Source organism: Ruania alkalisoli (genome assembly GCF_014960965.1).
Lineage (GTDB): Bacteria > Actinomycetota > Actinomycetes > Actinomycetales > Beutenbergiaceae > Ruania > Ruania alkalisoli.
On the sequence record NZ_CP063169.1, the window covers coordinates 2,710,566 to 2,726,957 of the forward strand.

18 protein-coding genes are annotated in these 16,392 nt (G+C 67.4%); 11 read left to right on the plus strand and 7 right to left on the minus strand.

The features are described from left to right. Nucleotides 1–171 precede the first annotated feature (171 nt). Entirely contained in the window at nt 172–2,442 is a 2,271-nt protein-coding gene (locus IM660_RS12025; protein ID WP_193495797.1) for an LLM class flavin-dependent oxidoreductase, read from the plus strand. Nucleotides 2,443–2,472: 30 nt separating this feature from the next. On the opposite strand, the gene IM660_RS12030 is transcribed toward IM660_RS12025, so the two are convergent. After that, nucleotides 2,473–2,697, minus strand: coding sequence for a hypothetical protein (locus IM660_RS12030; RefSeq protein WP_246464926.1), 225 nt, complete (start codon nt 2,695–2,697; stop codon nt 2,473–2,475). A 140-nt stretch (nt 2,698–2,837) separates the two neighbouring features. Between IM660_RS12030 and IM660_RS19940 the strand changes: the two genes are divergently transcribed. Both IM660_RS19940 and IM660_RS12035 read left to right on the plus strand, forming a co-directional pair. Then, nucleotides 2,838–2,972: a hypothetical protein gene (locus IM660_RS19940; RefSeq protein ID WP_281389349.1), complete on the plus strand. Its 135-nt coding sequence runs from the start codon at nt 2,838–2,840 to the stop codon at nt 2,970–2,972. A gap of 2 nt (nt 2,973–2,974) precedes the next feature. Continuing rightward, the gene (locus tag IM660_RS12035; RefSeq protein WP_425503832.1) at nt 2,975–4,153 is read left to right on the plus strand and encodes a N(5)-(carboxyethyl)ornithine synthase; all 1,179 of its coding nucleotides are present in this window, start codon (nt 2,975–2,977) and stop codon (nt 4,151–4,153) included. A gap of 64 nt (nt 4,154–4,217) precedes the next feature. Here the strand turns inward: IM660_RS12035 and IM660_RS12040 are convergent, their stop codons facing one another. Next, nucleotides 4,218–4,859, minus strand: coding sequence for a hypothetical protein (locus tag IM660_RS12040; RefSeq protein WP_193495799.1), 642 nt, complete (start codon nt 4,857–4,859; stop codon nt 4,218–4,220). A gap of 171 nt (nt 4,860–5,030) precedes the next feature. On the opposite strand from IM660_RS12040, the gene IM660_RS12045 reads away from it, so the two are divergent. Beyond that, a complete protein-coding gene (locus tag IM660_RS12045) occupies nt 5,031–6,953 on the plus strand; it encodes a metallophosphoesterase family protein (RefSeq protein WP_246464927.1) in 1,923 nt (640 codons plus the stop codon). Nucleotides 6,954–7,111: 158 nt separating this feature from the next. Continuing rightward, nucleotides 7,112–8,458, plus strand: coding sequence for a hypothetical protein (locus IM660_RS12050; protein WP_246464928.1), 1,347 nt, complete (start codon nt 7,112–7,114; stop codon nt 8,456–8,458). An 84-nt stretch (nt 8,459–8,542) separates the two neighbouring features. Here the strand turns inward: IM660_RS12050 and IM660_RS12055 are convergent, their stop codons facing one another. The 4 genes from IM660_RS12055 to IM660_RS12070 all read right to left on the minus strand — a co-directional run bounded on the left by IM660_RS12055 (nt 8,543) and on the right by IM660_RS12070 (nt 11,150). After that, on the minus strand, nt 8,543–9,424 hold the full coding sequence (locus tag IM660_RS12055) for an AraC family transcriptional regulator (RefSeq protein ID WP_193495801.1): 882 nt from the start codon (nt 9,422–9,424) through the stop codon (nt 8,543–8,545). A 9-nt stretch (nt 9,425–9,433) separates the two neighbouring features. Next, a complete protein-coding gene (locus tag IM660_RS12060; protein ID WP_193495803.1) occupies nt 9,434–9,919 on the minus strand; it encodes a DUF1801 domain-containing protein in 486 nt (161 codons plus the stop codon). Nucleotides 9,920–9,931: 12 nt separating this feature from the next. Continuing rightward, on the minus strand, nt 9,932–10,387 hold the full coding sequence (locus IM660_RS12065) for a GyrI-like domain-containing protein (RefSeq protein WP_193495804.1): 456 nt from the start codon (nt 10,385–10,387) through the stop codon (nt 9,932–9,934). A gap of 157 nt (nt 10,388–10,544) precedes the next feature. Further along, complete coding sequence (locus IM660_RS12070) at nt 10,545–11,150, minus strand: hypothetical protein (protein WP_193495806.1); 606 nt, start codon at nt 11,148–11,150, stop codon at nt 10,545–10,547. A 179-nt stretch (nt 11,151–11,329) separates the two neighbouring features. On the opposite strand from IM660_RS12070, the gene IM660_RS12075 reads away from it, so the two are divergent. The 6 genes from IM660_RS12075 to IM660_RS12100 all read left to right on the plus strand — a co-directional run bounded on the left by IM660_RS12075 (nt 11,330) and on the right by IM660_RS12100 (nt 15,358). Next, complete coding sequence (locus IM660_RS12075; RefSeq protein ID WP_193495807.1) at nt 11,330–12,703, plus strand: hemolysin family protein; 1,374 nt, start codon at nt 11,330–11,332, stop codon at nt 12,701–12,703. Then, nucleotides 12,703–13,734, plus strand: coding sequence for a hemolysin family protein (locus tag IM660_RS12080; RefSeq protein ID WP_193495809.1), 1,032 nt, complete (start codon nt 12,703–12,705; stop codon nt 13,732–13,734). The genes IM660_RS12075 and IM660_RS12080 overlap by 1 nt, the downstream gene beginning before the upstream one ends. A gap of 93 nt (nt 13,735–13,827) precedes the next feature. Next, nucleotides 13,828–14,079 (plus strand): AbrB/MazE/SpoVT family DNA-binding domain-containing protein, encoded by a 252-nt coding sequence (locus tag IM660_RS12085; protein WP_193495811.1) that lies wholly within the window; start codon nt 13,828–13,830, stop codon nt 14,077–14,079. Beyond that, the gene (locus IM660_RS12090; RefSeq protein WP_193495813.1) at nt 14,076–14,480 is read left to right on the plus strand and encodes a type II toxin-antitoxin system VapC family toxin; all 405 of its coding nucleotides are present in this window, start codon (nt 14,076–14,078) and stop codon (nt 14,478–14,480) included. Before IM660_RS12085 ends, IM660_RS12090 begins: the two co-directional genes overlap by 4 nt. A 60-nt stretch (nt 14,481–14,540) precedes the next feature. After that, nucleotides 14,541–14,852 carry an ArsR/SmtB family transcription factor gene (locus IM660_RS12095; protein WP_193495815.1) on the plus strand — a complete coding sequence of 104 codons (312 nt, stop codon included), beginning with the start codon at nt 14,541–14,543 and terminating at the stop codon, nt 14,850–14,852. After that, entirely contained in the window at nt 14,849–15,358 is a 510-nt protein-coding gene (locus IM660_RS12100; RefSeq protein ID WP_193495816.1) for an SRPBCC family protein, read from the plus strand. The genes IM660_RS12095 and IM660_RS12100 overlap by 4 nt, the downstream gene beginning before the upstream one ends. Here IM660_RS12100 and IM660_RS12105 read toward each other — a convergent pair. Continuing rightward, nucleotides 15,346–16,374 carry an NAD(P)-dependent alcohol dehydrogenase gene (locus IM660_RS12105; protein ID WP_193495818.1) on the minus strand — a complete coding sequence of 343 codons (1,029 nt, stop codon included), beginning with the start codon at nt 16,372–16,374 and terminating at the stop codon, nt 15,346–15,348. The genes IM660_RS12100 and IM660_RS12105 overlap by 13 nt on opposite strands. Between the last annotated feature and the right edge of the window lie 18 nt (nt 16,375–16,392).

Genomic DNA, 16,392 nt, shown 5'->3' on the forward strand with positions numbered 1-16,392 from the left:
TGGGATCATCCCGGACAGCCTGACGCGATCGACACAGATGCGTGCAGCCGCGCAGCATGATGCTGCACAGTGAGGCGGTCGTGTCTCTGCGACCAACGATCCGCGGGAACAACCATGCAGATCTCGCGTTGACCCCTATGAAGTCCAACTTTCAACATCACGCGAGGACCCATGCCTGACTACGGCCACGACCTGACTTTCGGCACCTTCCTCACCCCTGAGGCCGGCGATCCGCAACGCCCGGTGGCCCTGGCCCAGCTCACCGAGCAGGTGGGCCTCGACCTGGCCACGTTCCAGGATCACCCCTATCAGCCGGGATTCCTCGACACCTGGACACTGCTCACCTGGGCGGCGGCGCAGACCGAGCGCATCACACTTGCCGGGAACGTGCTCAACCTGCCGCTGCGCCCTCCCGCGGTACTGGCGAAGTCGCTCGCCTCCCTCGATCTGCTCTCTGGTGGCCGTGCAGCGCTCGGACTCGGTTCCGGGGCATTCTGGGACGCGATCGAGGCCCTCGGCACACCGCGCCGTACCCCGGGCGAAGCGGTCGACGCCCTGACCGAGGCGATCGAGGTGATCCGGGAACTGTGGGACACCGCCAACCCGCGCCCGCTACGCACCGAGGGTGAGCACTACCGCCTCACAGGTGCCAAGCGCGGCCCTGCCCCGCGCACTCAGGTGCCGATCTGGCTCGGCGCCTACAAGCCGCGGATGCTGCGACTGGTCGCCACCGCCGCCGACGGCTGGCTGCCGTCACTGGGCTACTTGAAGGACGGGGACCTCGCCCGCGGGAACGCCACCATCGACGCCGCCGCTGAGGAGGCCGGCCGTCACCCGGCCGAGATCCGGCGACTGCTCAATATCAACGGCGCCGTCGCCCCCACCTCCCAGGGCCACCTGAACGGACCGGCGGAACAGTGGATCGAGGAACTGACCACTCTCGCCCTCGAGGACGGCATCGGCACCTTCATCCTGGGCAGCGACGATCCGGAGCTGATCGCGACGTTCGGCGAGCAGATCGCGCCCGCGGTGAGGGACGCCGTCGGGAAGGAGCGTGCCCTGCGGGGCACCACACCCGCTTCCGCCCAACGCGGACGGGCGGCCCTGGACCAGCGACGCGAGGGCATCGACTACGACGGGCTGCCGGCAAAACTGGCGGCGACCGCCGTCGAGCCGGGTGACCGGGCGTATGCGGGGATGCAGCACAACTACCTGCGGTCCGGTTCACCCGGGCTGATCCTGCTGCCACGCACAGCGCAGGAGGTGGCGCAGGGTCTGAGCTTCGCGCGCGAGCAGGAGGTACCGCTCGGCGTGCGCTCGGGCGGTCACGGCATCAGCGGGCGTTCCACCAACGACGGCGGACTGGTGCTCGATCTTCGCAGCTTCAGCTCCGTGGAGGTGCTTGACGGCAATTCCACTGGGCTCCCCCTCGTGCGGGCAGGTGCGGGCGCCACCTGGGCTCAGGTGGCCGAGACGCTCACGCCGCACGGACTGGCGATCAGCTCTGGGGACTACGGCGGCGTGGGTGTGGGTGGGCTGGCGACCACCGGTGGGGTGGGGCTACTCGGGCGCGCCTTCGGACTCACCATCGACCGGGTGCGGGCGGCCGAGGTGGTGACGGCGTCCGGTGAGATCCTGCACGCCTCACCCGAGGAGAACGCCGACCTGTTCTGGGGTCTACGTGGCGCGGGTGGCAATCTCGGGGTGGTCACCTCGGTGGACATCGAGCCGATGCCGCTCGGGGATGTGGTGTTCTCCCAGATGTCACTCGATGCCACCGATACGGCCGGCCTGCTGCAGCGCTGGGGTGCCGCCGTGGAGGCCGCCCCCCGCGAGCTGACGAGCTTCCTCATCCTCTCCCCCGCCCGTCGCGGGCAACCGGCGGTCGCACAGCTGATGACCGTGATCGCCAGTAGCGACACCGAGCTGGCGGTGCAGCAGCTGGAGAGGCTCGCCGACGCCGGGCCACTGCTGGGGCATCAGGCCTACCAGCTGCCGTATGCGCAGGTGGTGCGGGCCGGGGACCGGAACCACTCCGGGGGCGGTTCGCCGGCGGTTCGGTCCACCCTGGTGACGCATCTCAACGGTGCGGCAGACTCGTTCGCCCGGGTGGCCGGCTCCGGGGTCGCGTACTTCCTGCAAATCCGCGCCACCGGGGGCGCCTCACACGACCTGGCGCCCGAGGAGACCGCCTACCCGCACCGCAGCCAGAACTTCCTACTCAGCGCGATGGGAGCGAACCAGCAACGTCTCGACGATCTCTGGGACGGCGAGATGGTCGGGCACGGCGAAGGTCTGTACCTCTCCTTCGACACCGCCGACGTCACCACGCGACCGGACCTGCTGGAGGCCGCCTTCGGGACGAACCTGCCGCGGCTGCGGGAGCTGAAGCGGCGCTGGGACCCGGAGAACGTGTTCTCGGGGAACTTCCCGATCAGGTGAGTCGGTACTGGCCAACGCTCGCGCGGGACGTCAGTGTTGTCCAGGCGGGCCGTTCGGGTTACGCCAGGACCGCCCACGGGTGCTGAGGATCACGAGCACCACGCCCACGGCGAGCGCGATGGAACCGATCACCAGCCAGGTCGGGTCCCCGGTCATCGAACTGCCAGGCAGCAGGCCGATGCCCTGGCCGGCCCACACCGCCCCGATCAGCACAGCGATCACGCCGAGCACCGCCAGCACAGGCTTCTTGATCACGGCGGGCCTCTCCTCGGGACTGGTCAGGTGAGCCTATCCCGCACCCGTCGGCCGCACGATGGCAAATGAGGTGCCAGCGCATTCAGGGCGTACTGTCAGCACATGGACCACCTTTTGGTCCGGTGACGAGGGAGTGCGCCATGAACAACAAGTCCAACGCCAAGAAGGCCGGAAAGTCCCTCAAGGAAAAGCGCGCCGACAAGGCGGACAAGCGGGCCAAGAACGCCGAGCACGCCAGCGCCATCGAGAACGTCGTCGCCAAGAAGAAGCACTGAGAGTGGCGGCGGACCTTCTCACCCTCGGAGTTCTCGGAACCTCGGCCAAGACGGACGAACGCCGTCTTGCCCTGCACCCCGCACACCTGGAGCGGATCGACTCCGATCTGCGCGCCCGCATCGTGCTCGAGTCGGGCTACGGCGAGCGATTCGGAGTCTCGGACGAGGTCTTGGCCGAGTCCGTGGCCGCGGTGCGCCCGCGCGCCGAAGTCATCGCTTCAGCGAACGTGGTGGTGCTGCCCAAGCCGCAGCTGAGTGATCTCGCGGACGTGCGCGAAGGCCAGGTGCTGTGGGGGTGGCCGCACTGCGTGCAGGATGCTGGCCTCACCCAGCTGGCTATCGACAAGAAGCTCACCCTGATCGCATTCGAGGCAATGAACCACTGGAAGCACGACGGCGGTTTCGGCCTCCATGTGTTCCACAAGAACAATGAGCTGGCGGGGTACTCCTCGATACTGCACGCACTGCAGCTGCGCGGACTCACCGGCAACTACGGCAGGTGGCTGCGCGCCGTCGTCATCGGTTTCGGTGCGACGGCACGCGGGGCCGTGACCGCACTGCACGCGCAGGGAATCCACGACGTGCGGGTGCTGACGAACCGGGAAGTCGCCGCCGTCGGATCGCCGATCCCCTCGGTGCGGATCCTCCAGCTCGACCATGACGACGACCCCACCCATCCCCGTTACGTCATCAGCGAGCAGGGTCGGGTTCCGCTCGCCCCCTTCCTGGCGGAGAGCGACATCGTGGTCAACTGCACGCTGCAGGACCCGCTGGCCCCGCTCACGTATCTGCGCGAGGAAGACCTGGGCGCGTTCCGACCCGGCAGCATCGTCGTGGACGTCTCCTGCGACGAGGGGATGGGATTCAGCTGGGCCCGGGCGACGTCGTTCGCGGACCCGATGTTCACGGTCGGCGACAACGTGCACTACTACGCCGTCGACCACTCCCCCTCCCACCTGTGGGAATCCGCCACCTGGGAGAACAGCGAGGCGCTGCTGCCGTTCCTGCGCACCGTGATGGAAGGCCCGAGCGCCTGGGCCGCCAGTGAGACGATCACCCGGGCGACGGAGATCGCCGGTGGCCACATTCGCAACCCTGACGTGCTCGCCTTCCAGGGGCGTGAATCCGCCTACCCCCACCTGGCGGTGAATCCAGGTCCTCGCGGCCGCGCTGCGACATAGGGAGCGTCCTCGGAGACCGTCCTGGCCCCGCCGGGCGTTCGTCCCCGTATCGATCCGCGCCGGCCTACGGCACCCGCTCGAGGGTGAGTGTCGTGACCGGGACGGCGTCCGTCGGGCCCGTCTCGGTCAACGTCATGACTTGGAAGTAGCCGCCCTGGACACGGGCGTAGACCACCTCGCCGATCGCCGGACCGAAGGCGATGGGGACTCTCACGGCGTCACCGGCTCCGGCGATATCGACCGGCTCCACGTCGCCAGTGATGTCGAAGGTGTTCTCGAGCACGGTCAGGGCCCCGTCGAAGCCTCCCGCGAATGGCACCCACTGCACCGAGACTCCCGAATCCTCGGAGTCGGTGAACCTGCACTGGTAGGTCCCCATCACCTCATGGGACTCGCCCTGCGGGACGTCGATCCCGATGGCTTCACTCACGTCAGCGGCCGAGAGCACACTGCACGGATCGAAATCCGCGGCGGGAGTCACCAGCTCCGCCACCTCGCCCGCTCCCCCGGCAGTCTCCGACGCCTGCGAACCGGCGCCTTCGCTCGACTCGTCGTCCACGCTCGTTGGCTCAGCCGGCGCGTCGCTGCTCGGTGCTGTCGGCACGTCGGTCACGGGCTGCACCATCGGCGGCGTGCTGGCGCACCCGGCCGTCATCGCACCCGCAACTGCCACAGCCGCCATCGACCGCCGCCAGGTCACCGTCATCATCGCTCCCCCTCCGCTGCCCCGTCCGGGTCATGCTAGCTATGCAACGCTCGCCGCGGAAGCCCGCCATCGGTTCCGATTCACCCCTACCCGCGACGATCATCTCTGCGCCATAGTGGTCTCACGTCGTGCTCCGACGACTGGCACGCGCACTACCTCCGGGAGTCACTCATGCGCCGAAAGATCGCCCCGATCCTGCTCGCTCTGTCCGCCACCACTGCCCTGGCCGCGCCGGCGGTCGCCGCTCCGCCCGGCGGGACGCAGCCCATGACCCCGCTGCCCTCCACCGGTAGTTCACCGGTGGAACCACAGCCCGGCTTCCGCGTACTGCCCTACCTGCAGGCGCCGTCGTCGGAGGCCATGACACTCGTGTGGATCAGCGAGCTGGAGACCTCAGGCACGGTGACCGTCAACGGCCCCGGTATCGGACGGCAGACCTTCACCAGCGACCCGCAGTACCTGGACCTGATGGAGTACTCCGACGCTGAGCTCGCGCAAGGCATCGACGGACTCGACCAGGGTTCATGGTTGTTCTCGGACAACAACTACCAGCATGTCGTCGAGATCGACGGGCTGATGGCGGGCAAGACCTACCGATACACCGTCGACCAGGACGGCGTGGAGCACAGTGCCACGTTCACCACGGCTCCCGACGCCGACCGGTGGAACCACGTGCGGCTCATGGCCTTCTCGGACACCGAGACCGAGCCTGCGGGACGGATCGAGCACCGCGAGTGGGAGACCGCCTGGGCCGGGCTCGCCGACGGGTCAGCCGACCGCCCAGCCATCGACTCCCTGTGGGCTGAGCGCTACGGAACCGCCGTGCGCTACGGCGAGGAGCTGGTGCGCTACCCGATGAACCAGGCTGACGCCCTCGACGCCAATATCGCCACCATCGCCGAGCAGGACCCGGACCTGATGCTGATCGCCGGCGACCTGGTGCAAGGTTCGGGCTACCAGCCGGCTTGGGACGAGTTCTGGCGGCACTTTGCCGGCGACTCCAGTGATCTCGCCTCCAACGTTCCCCTCGTGACGGCGCTGGGCAACTGGGAGACCTACGCCAGCATCAGTGGTGGATACGGCACGCCGGAGGACCGCACACCGGTGGTGGTCTCGCGCAACCGGTACCTCGACTACATGGTCACCCCGGGCGACCCTGCGAACCCGCAGGTCCGGGACTCCTACTACCGGCTCGACCACGGCCCGGTCACGATCCTCACCCTCGATTCCACGAACGGCCTACCCGACGAGAACACGGCCACCGGCATGCTCTCCGGTGAGGTGTTCTCCGGCGACGACACGAACCTGACACCCGAGCGCATGTCGACCGACACCCAGGGGTCGTTCACGGCCGAGGAGTACGGCGAGGCGTTCGCGGACGTCTACGGCACTGACGCGAGCGAGTCGGATCTACCGGACCTGGGTGAAGGCAGCGCGCAGTGGGAGTGGGCCGAGGCCCAGTTGGCCGACGCGCGTGCGCAGGGTCAGGTGGTGATCGTTCAGTTCCACCACGCGGCCTACTCCAGCGGTGTGCACGGCACCCCGCCCAACCACGAGTTCGCGGACAACCAGTCCGGCGTCGCGATGCGCGCCTACACCCCGATGTTCGAGGAGTACGGCGTGGCCGCCGTGATCAGCGGACACGACGAGATGTTCGAGCGCTCCTTCGTCGACAGTGACGGAGATGGCGTCGGCATCCAGGTGTACGACGTGGGCGTGGCCGCGGACGGGCTGCGCGGTGAGCAGTTGTACCAGACCGAGGATGGCAGCTACGAGCCGATCCGCTTCAACACCCACTCCGAGTGGTCAGCCTCGGTCGACGAACCCGAGCTGTGGGAGAACGACACCAACGGCAACCCGCAGCTCGTCGACGGCGGCCTCCACTACGGCCACCTGCAGATGGATCTGCAGCGCACCCGGTGCGGGTCCGAGCTGACCCTGACCCCGGTCTACCTGTTCCCGCTGCTGGACGCCGAGTACAACGTCACCGGCACCGAGCGACGCGTCTACGACGACGTCGTGACCCTGGAACTGACCGCTGACGGCGAGGTCGTGGCGGACAACTCCTGCCGGGGCAACGCCCACCGGAACTGATCTCCTAGCACCGACCAGCCCGTCCCCCAGCCGAGCGCTGGGTTCTGCGGCATCTCTCGCATCAGACGCCGCAGCACCCAGCGCTCAGCGCACGACAACCCGCGACAGACGATCGTCAAACCGGTAGGGTCCCAGCATCGAACGCGACGGGGGTTCCTATGGTTGACGAAGACGCGACCGAGAGTTGGCACGAAGCCCGCTTGATTCCGACATCGGGCATCTCAGGCGCAGATGAGCAAGAACGACGAGCAACATCGGCCCTTCTAGCCGTGATGTCGATCGTCAAGGAGTTCGGTCTGACTCTACTCAAGCCGCTGGGTGCGCCAGCGGGAAACTTCGAAACCTACATCGAGGTACCTTTCGACACTGGAGACCGGAAGATCTATCCGGACGGCCTCATCCGCGTGAGCCGCGGAAAGGCCACCTGGACGGCTCTCGTCGAAGTCAAAACCGGAAAGAATGAACTCGCCGCAGAACAGCTCGAAGCATATCTCGACCTCGCTCGCGAGCATCGTTTCGACGCTCTGCTCACCATCTCGAACGAGATACCCCCGATGTTCGGTGTGCACCCGACCAAGGTTGACGGACGGAAACTGCGGAAGGTGGATCTCCACCACCGATCATGGTCCTACGTCCTCTCCACCGCAGTGATGCAGGCCGAGCACAAGGGCATCTCAGACCCTGAACAGGCCTGGATCCTCAGAGAACTCATCCGCTACCTCGAACACCCGCGGTCGGGAGCGATGGAGTTCTCGGACATGGGCCAGCATTGGGTGACACTACGCAACGCTGTGCGCACCCAAACGCTACGAGCAACCGACCCATCAGTTCCTGATGTTGTCGCACGGTTCGATGCTCTGATCCGGTTTGCATGCCTTCGACTCGGGCGACAGTTGGGAACCGAGATCGTCCCAGGACTGAGCAGAAAGGAACGCGCCGATCCGCAGATTCGCACCCAAGACCTTACTCGAAGTCTGACCGAAGCGGGCCAACTGACGGGCGCTGTCAAGATTCCTGCAACGGTCGGTAGTGTGCACCTCACCGCTGATCTACGCGCTAGCCAGATCACGGCGCACATCAGTATCGACGCACCGCGTACTGGACGGCAGGCCACACGGGTGAACTGGCTCGTTCGACAATTGAAGAATGCTCCCGGCGACACGCGAATCGAAGCGCTCGTAGCGAACTCACGCGGACCAGGGGCTGCCGAGCTACTCAGTGTCGTTCGAGACGATCCCTCAGTCCTCGTCATCGACCCGAAGAAGGAGATCAGGTCATTCCGAATCGCATACTCTGCCCCGATGGGGACGAAAGTCGCACGGGGCCGCGGTTCCTTCATCGACTCGGTGCTCGATCTGCTCGACACCTTCTATGCGGACGTCGTTCAGCACCTGAAGAGTTGGAGCGCGCCACCCCCGCGACTACGCGAAGCCGAATCAGAACCTGAACCAGCACTCAGTTCGACCGCACTCTCCTCCCAAGACGGAGCAGTCGCAGAGCGATAGGACTCGGCCGCGCGCACTTTCCTACTAGCGTCCTGACTCCTGCCCGGAGTGCTACCTGGATCGCCCGAAGGCCACCACCTGGTCTTACCCGCGTCCCCACTCGAGCGGGAGCAGAAGCTCGGTGGAGGTGGCGGTCGGCGCATGATCCTGTGGTCGTGAGAGATAGCGCTCGACCACCGGATGGTCGGCGAGCCGGTGGCCCGTGTGCGGCACCCAGCATCCGAAGAGCCAGGCGTAGGTGTCCGGCATGTCCGCGTACGCGCCGACATGCTCGAGCACGGCATAGGGACCGGGGCGGATCGTCACCGGTTCGATCGGGGCAGCGTCTGGGGAGAGTGGCCTCAGCTCAGCGGTCAATCCTGCCGGGCGGGGCACGCACGCCATCGACTCCAGGTCTGCCTCGGCGGCCTGCGTCGGGTCGGAGAGGTACACGCCGTACATCTGGACGTCTGCCCAGTCGTAACCGTGGGCGGCGAGCCAGATCCGTAGGTCGTGGAACGCGCGGTCGATCCGCAGGTACGAGCCGTAGTGGCGGACGGCGAGACAGTCGATCTCGGGAAGGTCGCGAATCTCGACATCGAAAGCGCCTGGATCGTGGTGCGCGCGGGCAGCTCGCAGGTCGGCATGCCCGCCGGTGTGTCGGTATTCGGCCGGCGTGGTTCCGGTGGTGGCCCGGAACGCTCGGGTGAAGGAGGGCACGTCCGGATACCCGCACTCGATGGCGATCTCGCGGATCGGTGCGGTGCCGGAGACCAGCAGCGACACCGCACGCTGGATCCGCAGTCGCTTGACCAGGGCAGGCAACGACTCCCCGAACGCCGAGACGAAGACCCGGTGCCAGTGCCTGGGCGAGAACCCGGCGACCTCGGCGAGCCGGACCATGTCGAGCGGCTCGTCCAGGTGATCGTAGATGTGGGTGAGCACCACATCGAACCGTTCTTCGTACTCGATCCACGGGTTCTGCATCGCTCTCGCCTATCGGTGCCTTCCCGTGTTCTCTCTGGGCCCACCCACCGGCGCCTGCCGATGGTGATACGTGAGGGCTCGTTCGATCATGGCGGCAAGCTCGGTGAGCGGCAATGGTCTCACCGGATCGAACAGCACGGCCCGCCGCCCCTCGAACTCCAGATGCCCTGCCATCGAACGGAAGTCACTGATCAGTGTCGTCCGGCAGTGCACGAACATCGCCGGCGTACCCGCCTGTTCCCCGAGCCGGACGGCCACGCCAACCCCGTCTCGGCGGGGACGGTAGGCGGGTTGCCCCCAGGCCAGGTACTCGCGAACACCACCGGTCTCCGGGAGTTCCGCAGCGGTCGCGAACACAGCCTCGCGGACGGCGAGCAGAACCTCACGCACTGGATCGGTCACAGCGTCGAAGGCCGCGGCCACCTCGTGCGCGAGAGGATGAACCTCCTCGCCACGGATGTCCGGACAGCCCTTCGCGCCACCATCAGCAGGCATGCTGTCCTCCGGTCACCGCACACCGAGATTCACCGATACCGAACCGTCGGCACCGTAGTGCTCGTACTCACAGATGAACGTCTTGAGCGTATCGTCGTGCGCCCATGCCTGCTCCCACGCCTCCAGAACACGTGAGGGGTCGCCGTCGGGCACCGGGAACTGCACCCGTGGCGACGCAGGCACCGAGACCATCGTGAAGCCGTCGTCGATGGCCGTCGAGGGATCGACGGCCACCCCGATGAGAAAGGTGAACCAGCCGTCCCGGCTGCGCCCCGCGTGCTCCAGGTGCGTGTAGACGGCGTAGATATCAGCGCTGCGGCGCCCGGGGACGCGTGCGAGGGTGTCTTCGGCCATCACGGTGGCCCACAGGGCCGGGATGTCGCGGACCGAGGAGGCTCCGTCGGTACGAATGGAGGGGCCCAGCACGGTGAAGGGTTCTGAGTGGACATGCTGCGGTTCGATGGTCATGGGCGAGACCGTAGAAGGAACGTCCTGTGCAATACCTGACACGTTCGATCCGCGTCAGGGCACGGGCACACGAAGGCGGCCGCACTCCTGGACTCGCTCGCTCGTGGTGAGCCCTCCGGGCGGCCCGCCCGACCGCCATCACCCGGTGAGCGGCGCGTCACCCGATGAGCGCGAGAAGAACGAGCGCGCCCCCGCCCCCACCGAGCACCACCCCGGCAATCACGCTCGCCACGACCACGCGATGCGCTCGGCGCGATCCGGGCTCTTCCCAGTCGACATCGCGTAGTCCACCCAACGTGTGGTCCAGCCATGCGGTGACCAGCGGCACCGACTCGCCGTAGCGCTTCGACGTCTCCGGCGTGTGCAGCACCATGCGAAGCACCCGGCCGTCGCGGCCGCGCAGGACGAGCATGCTGACGCTGGCCAGGACATACCAGCGTTCGATCGCGGTGGCCGGGAGCGAGAAGATGCGCCGCCCCCACCGGAACCGGCGCTCGACGGTCAGCCGCTGCGGGTCGAGGGTCATCGTCACCCGGAAGCTGCACAGCCACAGCAGCGGGAGGGCACCGGCGGCTACCGCGGCAGCGTAGATCGTCCCGGCGGACCAGGGCTGGTGCTGCGGCTGCAGGCCCAGCAAGACCGGCGGTCCCAATACCAGGGCCAGCGCAAGCACCGGAATCGTGAACGTCGTGACGGAGTATCCGGCGATTCCTGGAGGAGTAGAGCTCACCAGCGCAGGATCTGCCGGGTGCTGGTCGGACACGCCACGAGCCTAGCCGGAGGTGGGCGCTGGACGGACGGGGCCGCCATCACGCAAGATGGGTTCTCCACGACCCCGCGAAAGGCCCCACCTCCGATGGAGTACGACAGTCCCTCGGCCGATCCGGCCGACCCCTGTCACATACCAACCCTGACTGACCCGTCCATGATCGGGGCAGGGTCATGACCATCCTGACGCTCCTGCTGGGGATCCTGGTGATCCTGGCGATCATCGCCGCGAACGGGTACTTCGTGGCGCAGGAGTTCGCCTACATGTCGGTGGACCGTTCCCGGCTCGGGGCACGCGCCGAGGCCGGGGACGCAGCCGCGGGCCGGGCGCTGACCATCACCCGGCGCACCTCGTTCATGCTCTCCGGTGCGCAGCTGGGCATCACCGTCACCGGCTTGCTCATCGGCTACGTGGCCGAGCCGTTGGTGGGCACCGCCCTCGGAGAGCTGCTCGGAGGGGTCGGGGTACCGGCCGCCGTCGGGATCTCCATCGGCACCATCGGCGCCTTGGCGATCTCCACCGTGGTGCAGATGATCTTCGGTGAGTTGTTCCCGAAGAACCTCGCGATCGCCAACGCGGAACCGCTCGCGCTCGCGCTGGCCCGGTCCACGACGATCTACCTGGCCGCCTTCGGGTGGCTGATCACCGTCTTCGACCATGCCGCGAACGGTCTGCTGCGCTTGTTCCGGATCGAGCCTGTGCACGATGTCGACTCCTCCGCCACCCCGGACGACCTGGAGCACATCGTGGCCGACTCCCGCGAGAGCGGTCACCTACCGGAGGAGCTGTCGATCCTGCTCGACCGGATTCTCGACTTCCCCGACCAGGACGTCGAACACGCCATGATCCCCCGCTCCCGGGTCGCGGCCGTGCCCGCCCACCTCACGCTCGCCGAGCTGCGCGAGCGCATGGCCGAAGCCCACACTCGCTACCCGGTCGTCGACGATCGCGACGAGGTGGTCGGCGTCGTCCAGCTCAGCGACCTGCTCGCCACCGATCTGCCCGACGAGTCACCGGTCACCGACCTCATGCGCGAACCCGTGGTAATCCCCACCGCGATGATGCTGCCCGACGCGCTCACCGAACTCACCCGATCCAAGAACGAGCTGGCGTGCGTGATCGACGAGTACGGGGGGTTCACCGGCATCCTCACCGTGGAGGACATGGCCGAGGAACTGATCGGCGAGGTCACCGATGAGCACGATCACGAGCAGCCGGCCACGATCCGCATCGAGTCCGAGGACTGCTGGGTGCTCGACGGAGACGTGCACATCGACGAGGTCGAGCGCACCATCGGCCACGACCTGCCACGCGGCGACTACGAGACGATCGCCGGACTGCTGCTGGACCTCCACGGCCAGCTACTGGAACCAGGTGAGTCCGTGGAGGTCGTGCTCCCGATCGACCCGGCCGACCTGGCCGACGACGAACCGGACCAGCACGCGTTGACGGCGCAGGTGCTCGAGATCGAACGACACGTGCCGTCGACGGTGCGCCTGCAGCTGCACCTTCATGATCGTTCCGAGGTCGAGGAGGCCGGGTCCTGATGGAGAATCCCCTCGTCGTTGCCCTGGTCACGATCGCGATCATTGCCTTCAGCGCCCTGTTCGTGATCGTCGAGTTCTCACTTCTGGGTGCACGCCGCCACCGGCTGGAAGAGGCCGCGGTCACGAGCCGTTCCGCCCGAGCGGCACTCCGGTCGGTGAACGAGCTGACCATCATGCTCGCCGGCGCCCAGCTGGGGATCACTGCCTGCACGTTCGCCCTGGGTGCCGTCACCAAACCCGCAGTCCACCATTGGCTGACCCCGCTGTTCGAGGCGTGGGGCATGCCGGCCTGGACGGCGGATACGGTCGCCTTCGCGTTGTCCCTGCTGGTCGTGACGTTCCTGCACCTCGTGGTGGGCGAGATGGCACCGAAGTCCTGGGCCATTGCACACCCGGAAGGTTCCGCCACGGCGATCGCCATCCCGACCCGTGCCTTCGTGTGGGTGTTCCGCCCGCTGCTGATGTGGATCAACGCGATCGCCAACCGCCTCGTCTCGGCGGCGGGTGTGACACCGGTGAACCAGGCCGCAGTGGGTGGGCAGGACGCCGCCACGATCCGCCACCTGGTCGAGCACTCCGCAGATGTGGGAGCCATCGAGCCCTCCTTCCGCAGCCAGATCTCCAGTGCGATCGAACTCGAGTCGCTGGAGGTGCAGGCACTCCTCAAGCCCGGCGCTATCCCCACGGGGGTCCCACCCGAAGCAACCGTGGCGGACGTGCGCGAGGCCTCGGTGCGTACCGGGCACCTGCGCGTCCTCGTCTACGACGGAGACGCGGGCACGCCCCGGGTGGTGCACGTGCGGGACACGCTGCTCGATCCTCAGGACAGGCCCGCCGCTGAGTTGGCCCGGGAACCACTCACCCTGGCCACCACAACCCCCGTACACGAGGCGCTGGCGCGGATGCGCAGCACCAGCGAGCAGTTGGCAGTGGTGATGGAGGGCGACCGCTTCGCGGGCGTGGTTACCATCACCGACATCCTTCATCGGGTACTCCCCGGCGGTACGGAGTCGGCTCCCGCACCTGCCTGATCGCCGCCTGCGGCGGTCAGCGGACAGGCAATCCACCACGAGTGTGACGCCTTACCACTGCACAGGAATAGCCAACCCAGGTAAGGTGAGTCCATGCCGAGCGCAACCGTGACGTCCAAAGGTCAGATCACCATCCCCGCATCCGTCCGGGCTTCACTCCACCTCGCCGCCGGCGATCGCGTGGAGTTCATCGAGCTACCCGACGGCAACTACGAGTTCGTCCCGGCAACCCGACCCGTCCGCTCTCTCAAGGGCTTCTTCGGGCAGCCGAAGCGGGTCGTGACCCTGGAGGAGATGGACGCTGCTATCGCGAGATCCGCCTCACAATCGGCCGGCACTCCATGATCGGTATCGATACCAACGTTCTGGTGCGCTACGTCGTCCGGGACGACGAGTCCCAGACTGCGCTGGCCGACGAACTTATCGATCGCCTGACGTCGGAGCGCAGGGGCTTCATCTCCCTGATCGTCCTGATGGAGACATGGTGGGTCCTCAGCTCCGCGTACACCTTCCCAGCGGCTCGCCGCGTCGCGTTCGTCGAAGCCCTGCTCAGCTCAGAGGAACTGATGGTTGAGGCTGCGGACACCGTGCGCAAGGCCCTCTCGCCGGTGCGCGCTGGTGCAGACCTGGCCGACGCTGTGATCACCCAGGTCGGGGCCGAGAACGGATGTGAAGCGACGATGACCTTCGACCGCCGCGCCGCTCAGCGGGCGGGTATGCAGATCCTCGGGCGCGCACCTCGATAGAACCGCCCACGGGCCGCGACCCGTTGACACAACGCGTAAGCAATTGCTTACATATACGTCATGGACGTCTTCGAGGCACTGGGGGCACCGCACCGGCGAGCGATCGTCGAACTGCTCGGCGACGGGGAGAGCACCGCGGGGCAGATCGCCTCGCACTTCTCGATCTCACGCCCGGCGATCTCCCAGCACCTGGGCGTGCTGGTGGATGCGGGCGTACTGCACGTCCGGGCGGCAGGGCGTGAGCGCAGGTACAGCCTGCGCACGGAGTCCCTGGCCGAAGTCGAGAACTGGCTCGAGTCCCAGCGGGTGCGATGGGCATGCGTGCTCGACCGGCTCTCGGAGGCGATGGACTCAGGCGAAGGAGAACGATGACAAGCAACGACAGCGCACGCGGCACCCTCGGCATCGGCGAGGACGGCACGTTCCGCATCCACTTCGAACGCCACCTTCCGTACCGCCCGGATCGGGTCTGGGCCTGGCTCACCGAACCCGACCTGCTGCAGCAGTGGCTACCCGGGTGCCGGATCGAACCAGAGGTGGGCTCCGCCGTCCGCTATGACTTCGGGGAGGAAGGCAGCGCCACGGGAACGGTGACCACGGTCGAACCTCCCACTGCCGATGGAGCAGGGCGCCTGATTCACGGCTGGGTCTGGGAAGGAGTCCCGGAGTCGGAGGTCGTGTGGGAGCTCGTGCCCACCGACGGAGGAACACTGCTGACCCTCACCCATCGCGAGGTACTGCCCGAGCCCGCGGCGGAGTTCGCCGTCGGCTGGCACGTGATGCTCGACGCACTGACGCTCGCGGCGGACGGCAGCCCTGAACCAGTCGAGAGCGCCTGGGCAAATCTGGAGCAGGTGGCCGCCTACTACGCGTCGTGACGCCGGGGGTTCACCAGGATCTTCATCACGTCGGGATCGCCGTTGCGGCGCATCGCCTCGGGTAGCCCGGCCAGACCGGTGCGGTCGGATATCAGCGGCTGTACGTCCACCACTCCGCGCGCGATGAGATCGATCGCGCTGGGCCAGGTGCGGGCGTAGCGGAAGAGCCCATGCAGGTGCAGTTCGTAGGACTGCACGCGGAACAGGTCCAGGTCGATACGGTCATGCCCCATGCCCAGCAGCACCGCACCCGCGCCCGGCCGCAGCGCGTGCAGTCCGGCGTCGATCGCCGGCGGCGCACCGGAGGTGTCGATGAACACCTCGAAGCCTCGCCCCACGTGGTCGGGAAGTTCATTCGGCCCGACGGCGTAGCTCGCCCCGAGCTTCATCGCCAGTTCCCGTCGGGCCGGGATCGGGTCGGTGAGCACCACCTCGCGTGCGCCGTGCGCCTGGGCGGCGGCCGCCGTCAAGACGCCGATCGGCCCTCCCCCGGCGACCAAGACGCGATTCTCGGTGACCGGTACCTTGCGGACCGCCGCCAGCCCGACTGACAGCGGCTCGGCCAAGGCAGCCTGCTCGAACGTCATCGCCTCCGGGATCGGGTGAGCGAATATCGCCGGCACGGCCATGTACTCGGCGAACGCACCGTGCACCGGCGGAGCGGAAGCGAACTCCATCTGCTCGCACAGGTTGTACCGCCCGTCCAGGCAGAACGAGCACTCCCGGCAGTGTCGTTGCGGCTCGATCGCCACCCGCTCCCCCAGGCGTTCGGTCGCCACACCCGCCCCGACGGCGCTGATCACCCCGGCGGCCTCGTGGCCGAGGATCAATGGGTCAGTGACCACGAGTGAGCCCACCCGGCCGTGCTGGAAGAAGTGCACATCGGAACCACACAGGCCCACCTGCTCGATACGCACGAGCACATCCCCAGGCCGCGGCTCAGGGCGCGGGACGTCACGGATCTGCAGGTCTTCAGGTGCCAGCAGCAGGCTGGCGCGCATCGTCGCGGCGGTCATGGCGCCAGCCTAGCCGCG

What these genes read in the sequence shown, in the direction of transcription:
- IM660_RS12085 (WP_193495811.1), top strand. Translation starts at nt 13,828, where the DNA reads ATGCCGAGCGCAACCGTGACGTCCAAAGGTCAGATCACCATCCCCGCA.
- IM660_RS12105 (WP_193495818.1), bottom strand. Translation starts at nt 16,374, where the DNA reads ATGACCGCCGCGACGATGCGCGCCAGCCTGCTGCTGGCACCTGAAGAC.
- IM660_RS12100 (WP_193495816.1), top strand. Translation starts at nt 14,849, where the DNA reads ATGACAAGCAACGACAGCGCACGCGGCACCCTCGGCATCGGCGAGGAC.
- IM660_RS12025 (WP_193495797.1), top strand. Translation starts at nt 172, where the DNA reads ATGCCTGACTACGGCCACGACCTGACTTTCGGCACCTTCCTCACCCCT.
- IM660_RS12095 (WP_193495815.1), top strand. Translation starts at nt 14,541, where the DNA reads ATGGACGTCTTCGAGGCACTGGGGGCACCGCACCGGCGAGCGATCGTC.
- IM660_RS12075 (WP_193495807.1), top strand. Translation starts at nt 11,330, where the DNA reads ATGACCATCCTGACGCTCCTGCTGGGGATCCTGGTGATCCTGGCGATC.
- IM660_RS12080 (WP_193495809.1), top strand. Translation starts at nt 12,703, where the DNA reads ATGGAGAATCCCCTCGTCGTTGCCCTGGTCACGATCGCGATCATTGCC.
- IM660_RS12050 (WP_246464928.1), top strand. Translation starts at nt 7,112, where the DNA reads ATGGTTGACGAAGACGCGACCGAGAGTTGGCACGAAGCCCGCTTGATT.
- IM660_RS12060 (WP_193495803.1), bottom strand. Translation starts at nt 9,919, where the DNA reads ATGCCTGCTGATGGTGGCGCGAAGGGCTGTCCGGACATCCGTGGCGAG.
- IM660_RS12040 (WP_193495799.1), bottom strand. Translation starts at nt 4,859, where the DNA reads ATGACGGTGACCTGGCGGCGGTCGATGGCGGCTGTGGCAGTTGCGGGT.
- IM660_RS12055 (WP_193495801.1), bottom strand. Translation starts at nt 9,424, where the DNA reads ATGCAGAACCCGTGGATCGAGTACGAAGAACGGTTCGATGTGGTGCTC.
- IM660_RS12090 (WP_193495813.1), top strand. Translation starts at nt 14,076, where the DNA reads ATGATCGGTATCGATACCAACGTTCTGGTGCGCTACGTCGTCCGGGAC.
- IM660_RS12045 (WP_246464927.1), top strand. Translation starts at nt 5,031, where the DNA reads ATGCGCCGAAAGATCGCCCCGATCCTGCTCGCTCTGTCCGCCACCACT.
- IM660_RS12065 (WP_193495804.1), bottom strand. Translation starts at nt 10,387, where the DNA reads ATGACCATCGAACCGCAGCATGTCCACTCAGAACCCTTCACCGTGCTG.
- IM660_RS19940 (WP_281389349.1), top strand. Translation starts at nt 2,838, where the DNA reads ATGAACAACAAGTCCAACGCCAAGAAGGCCGGAAAGTCCCTCAAGGAA.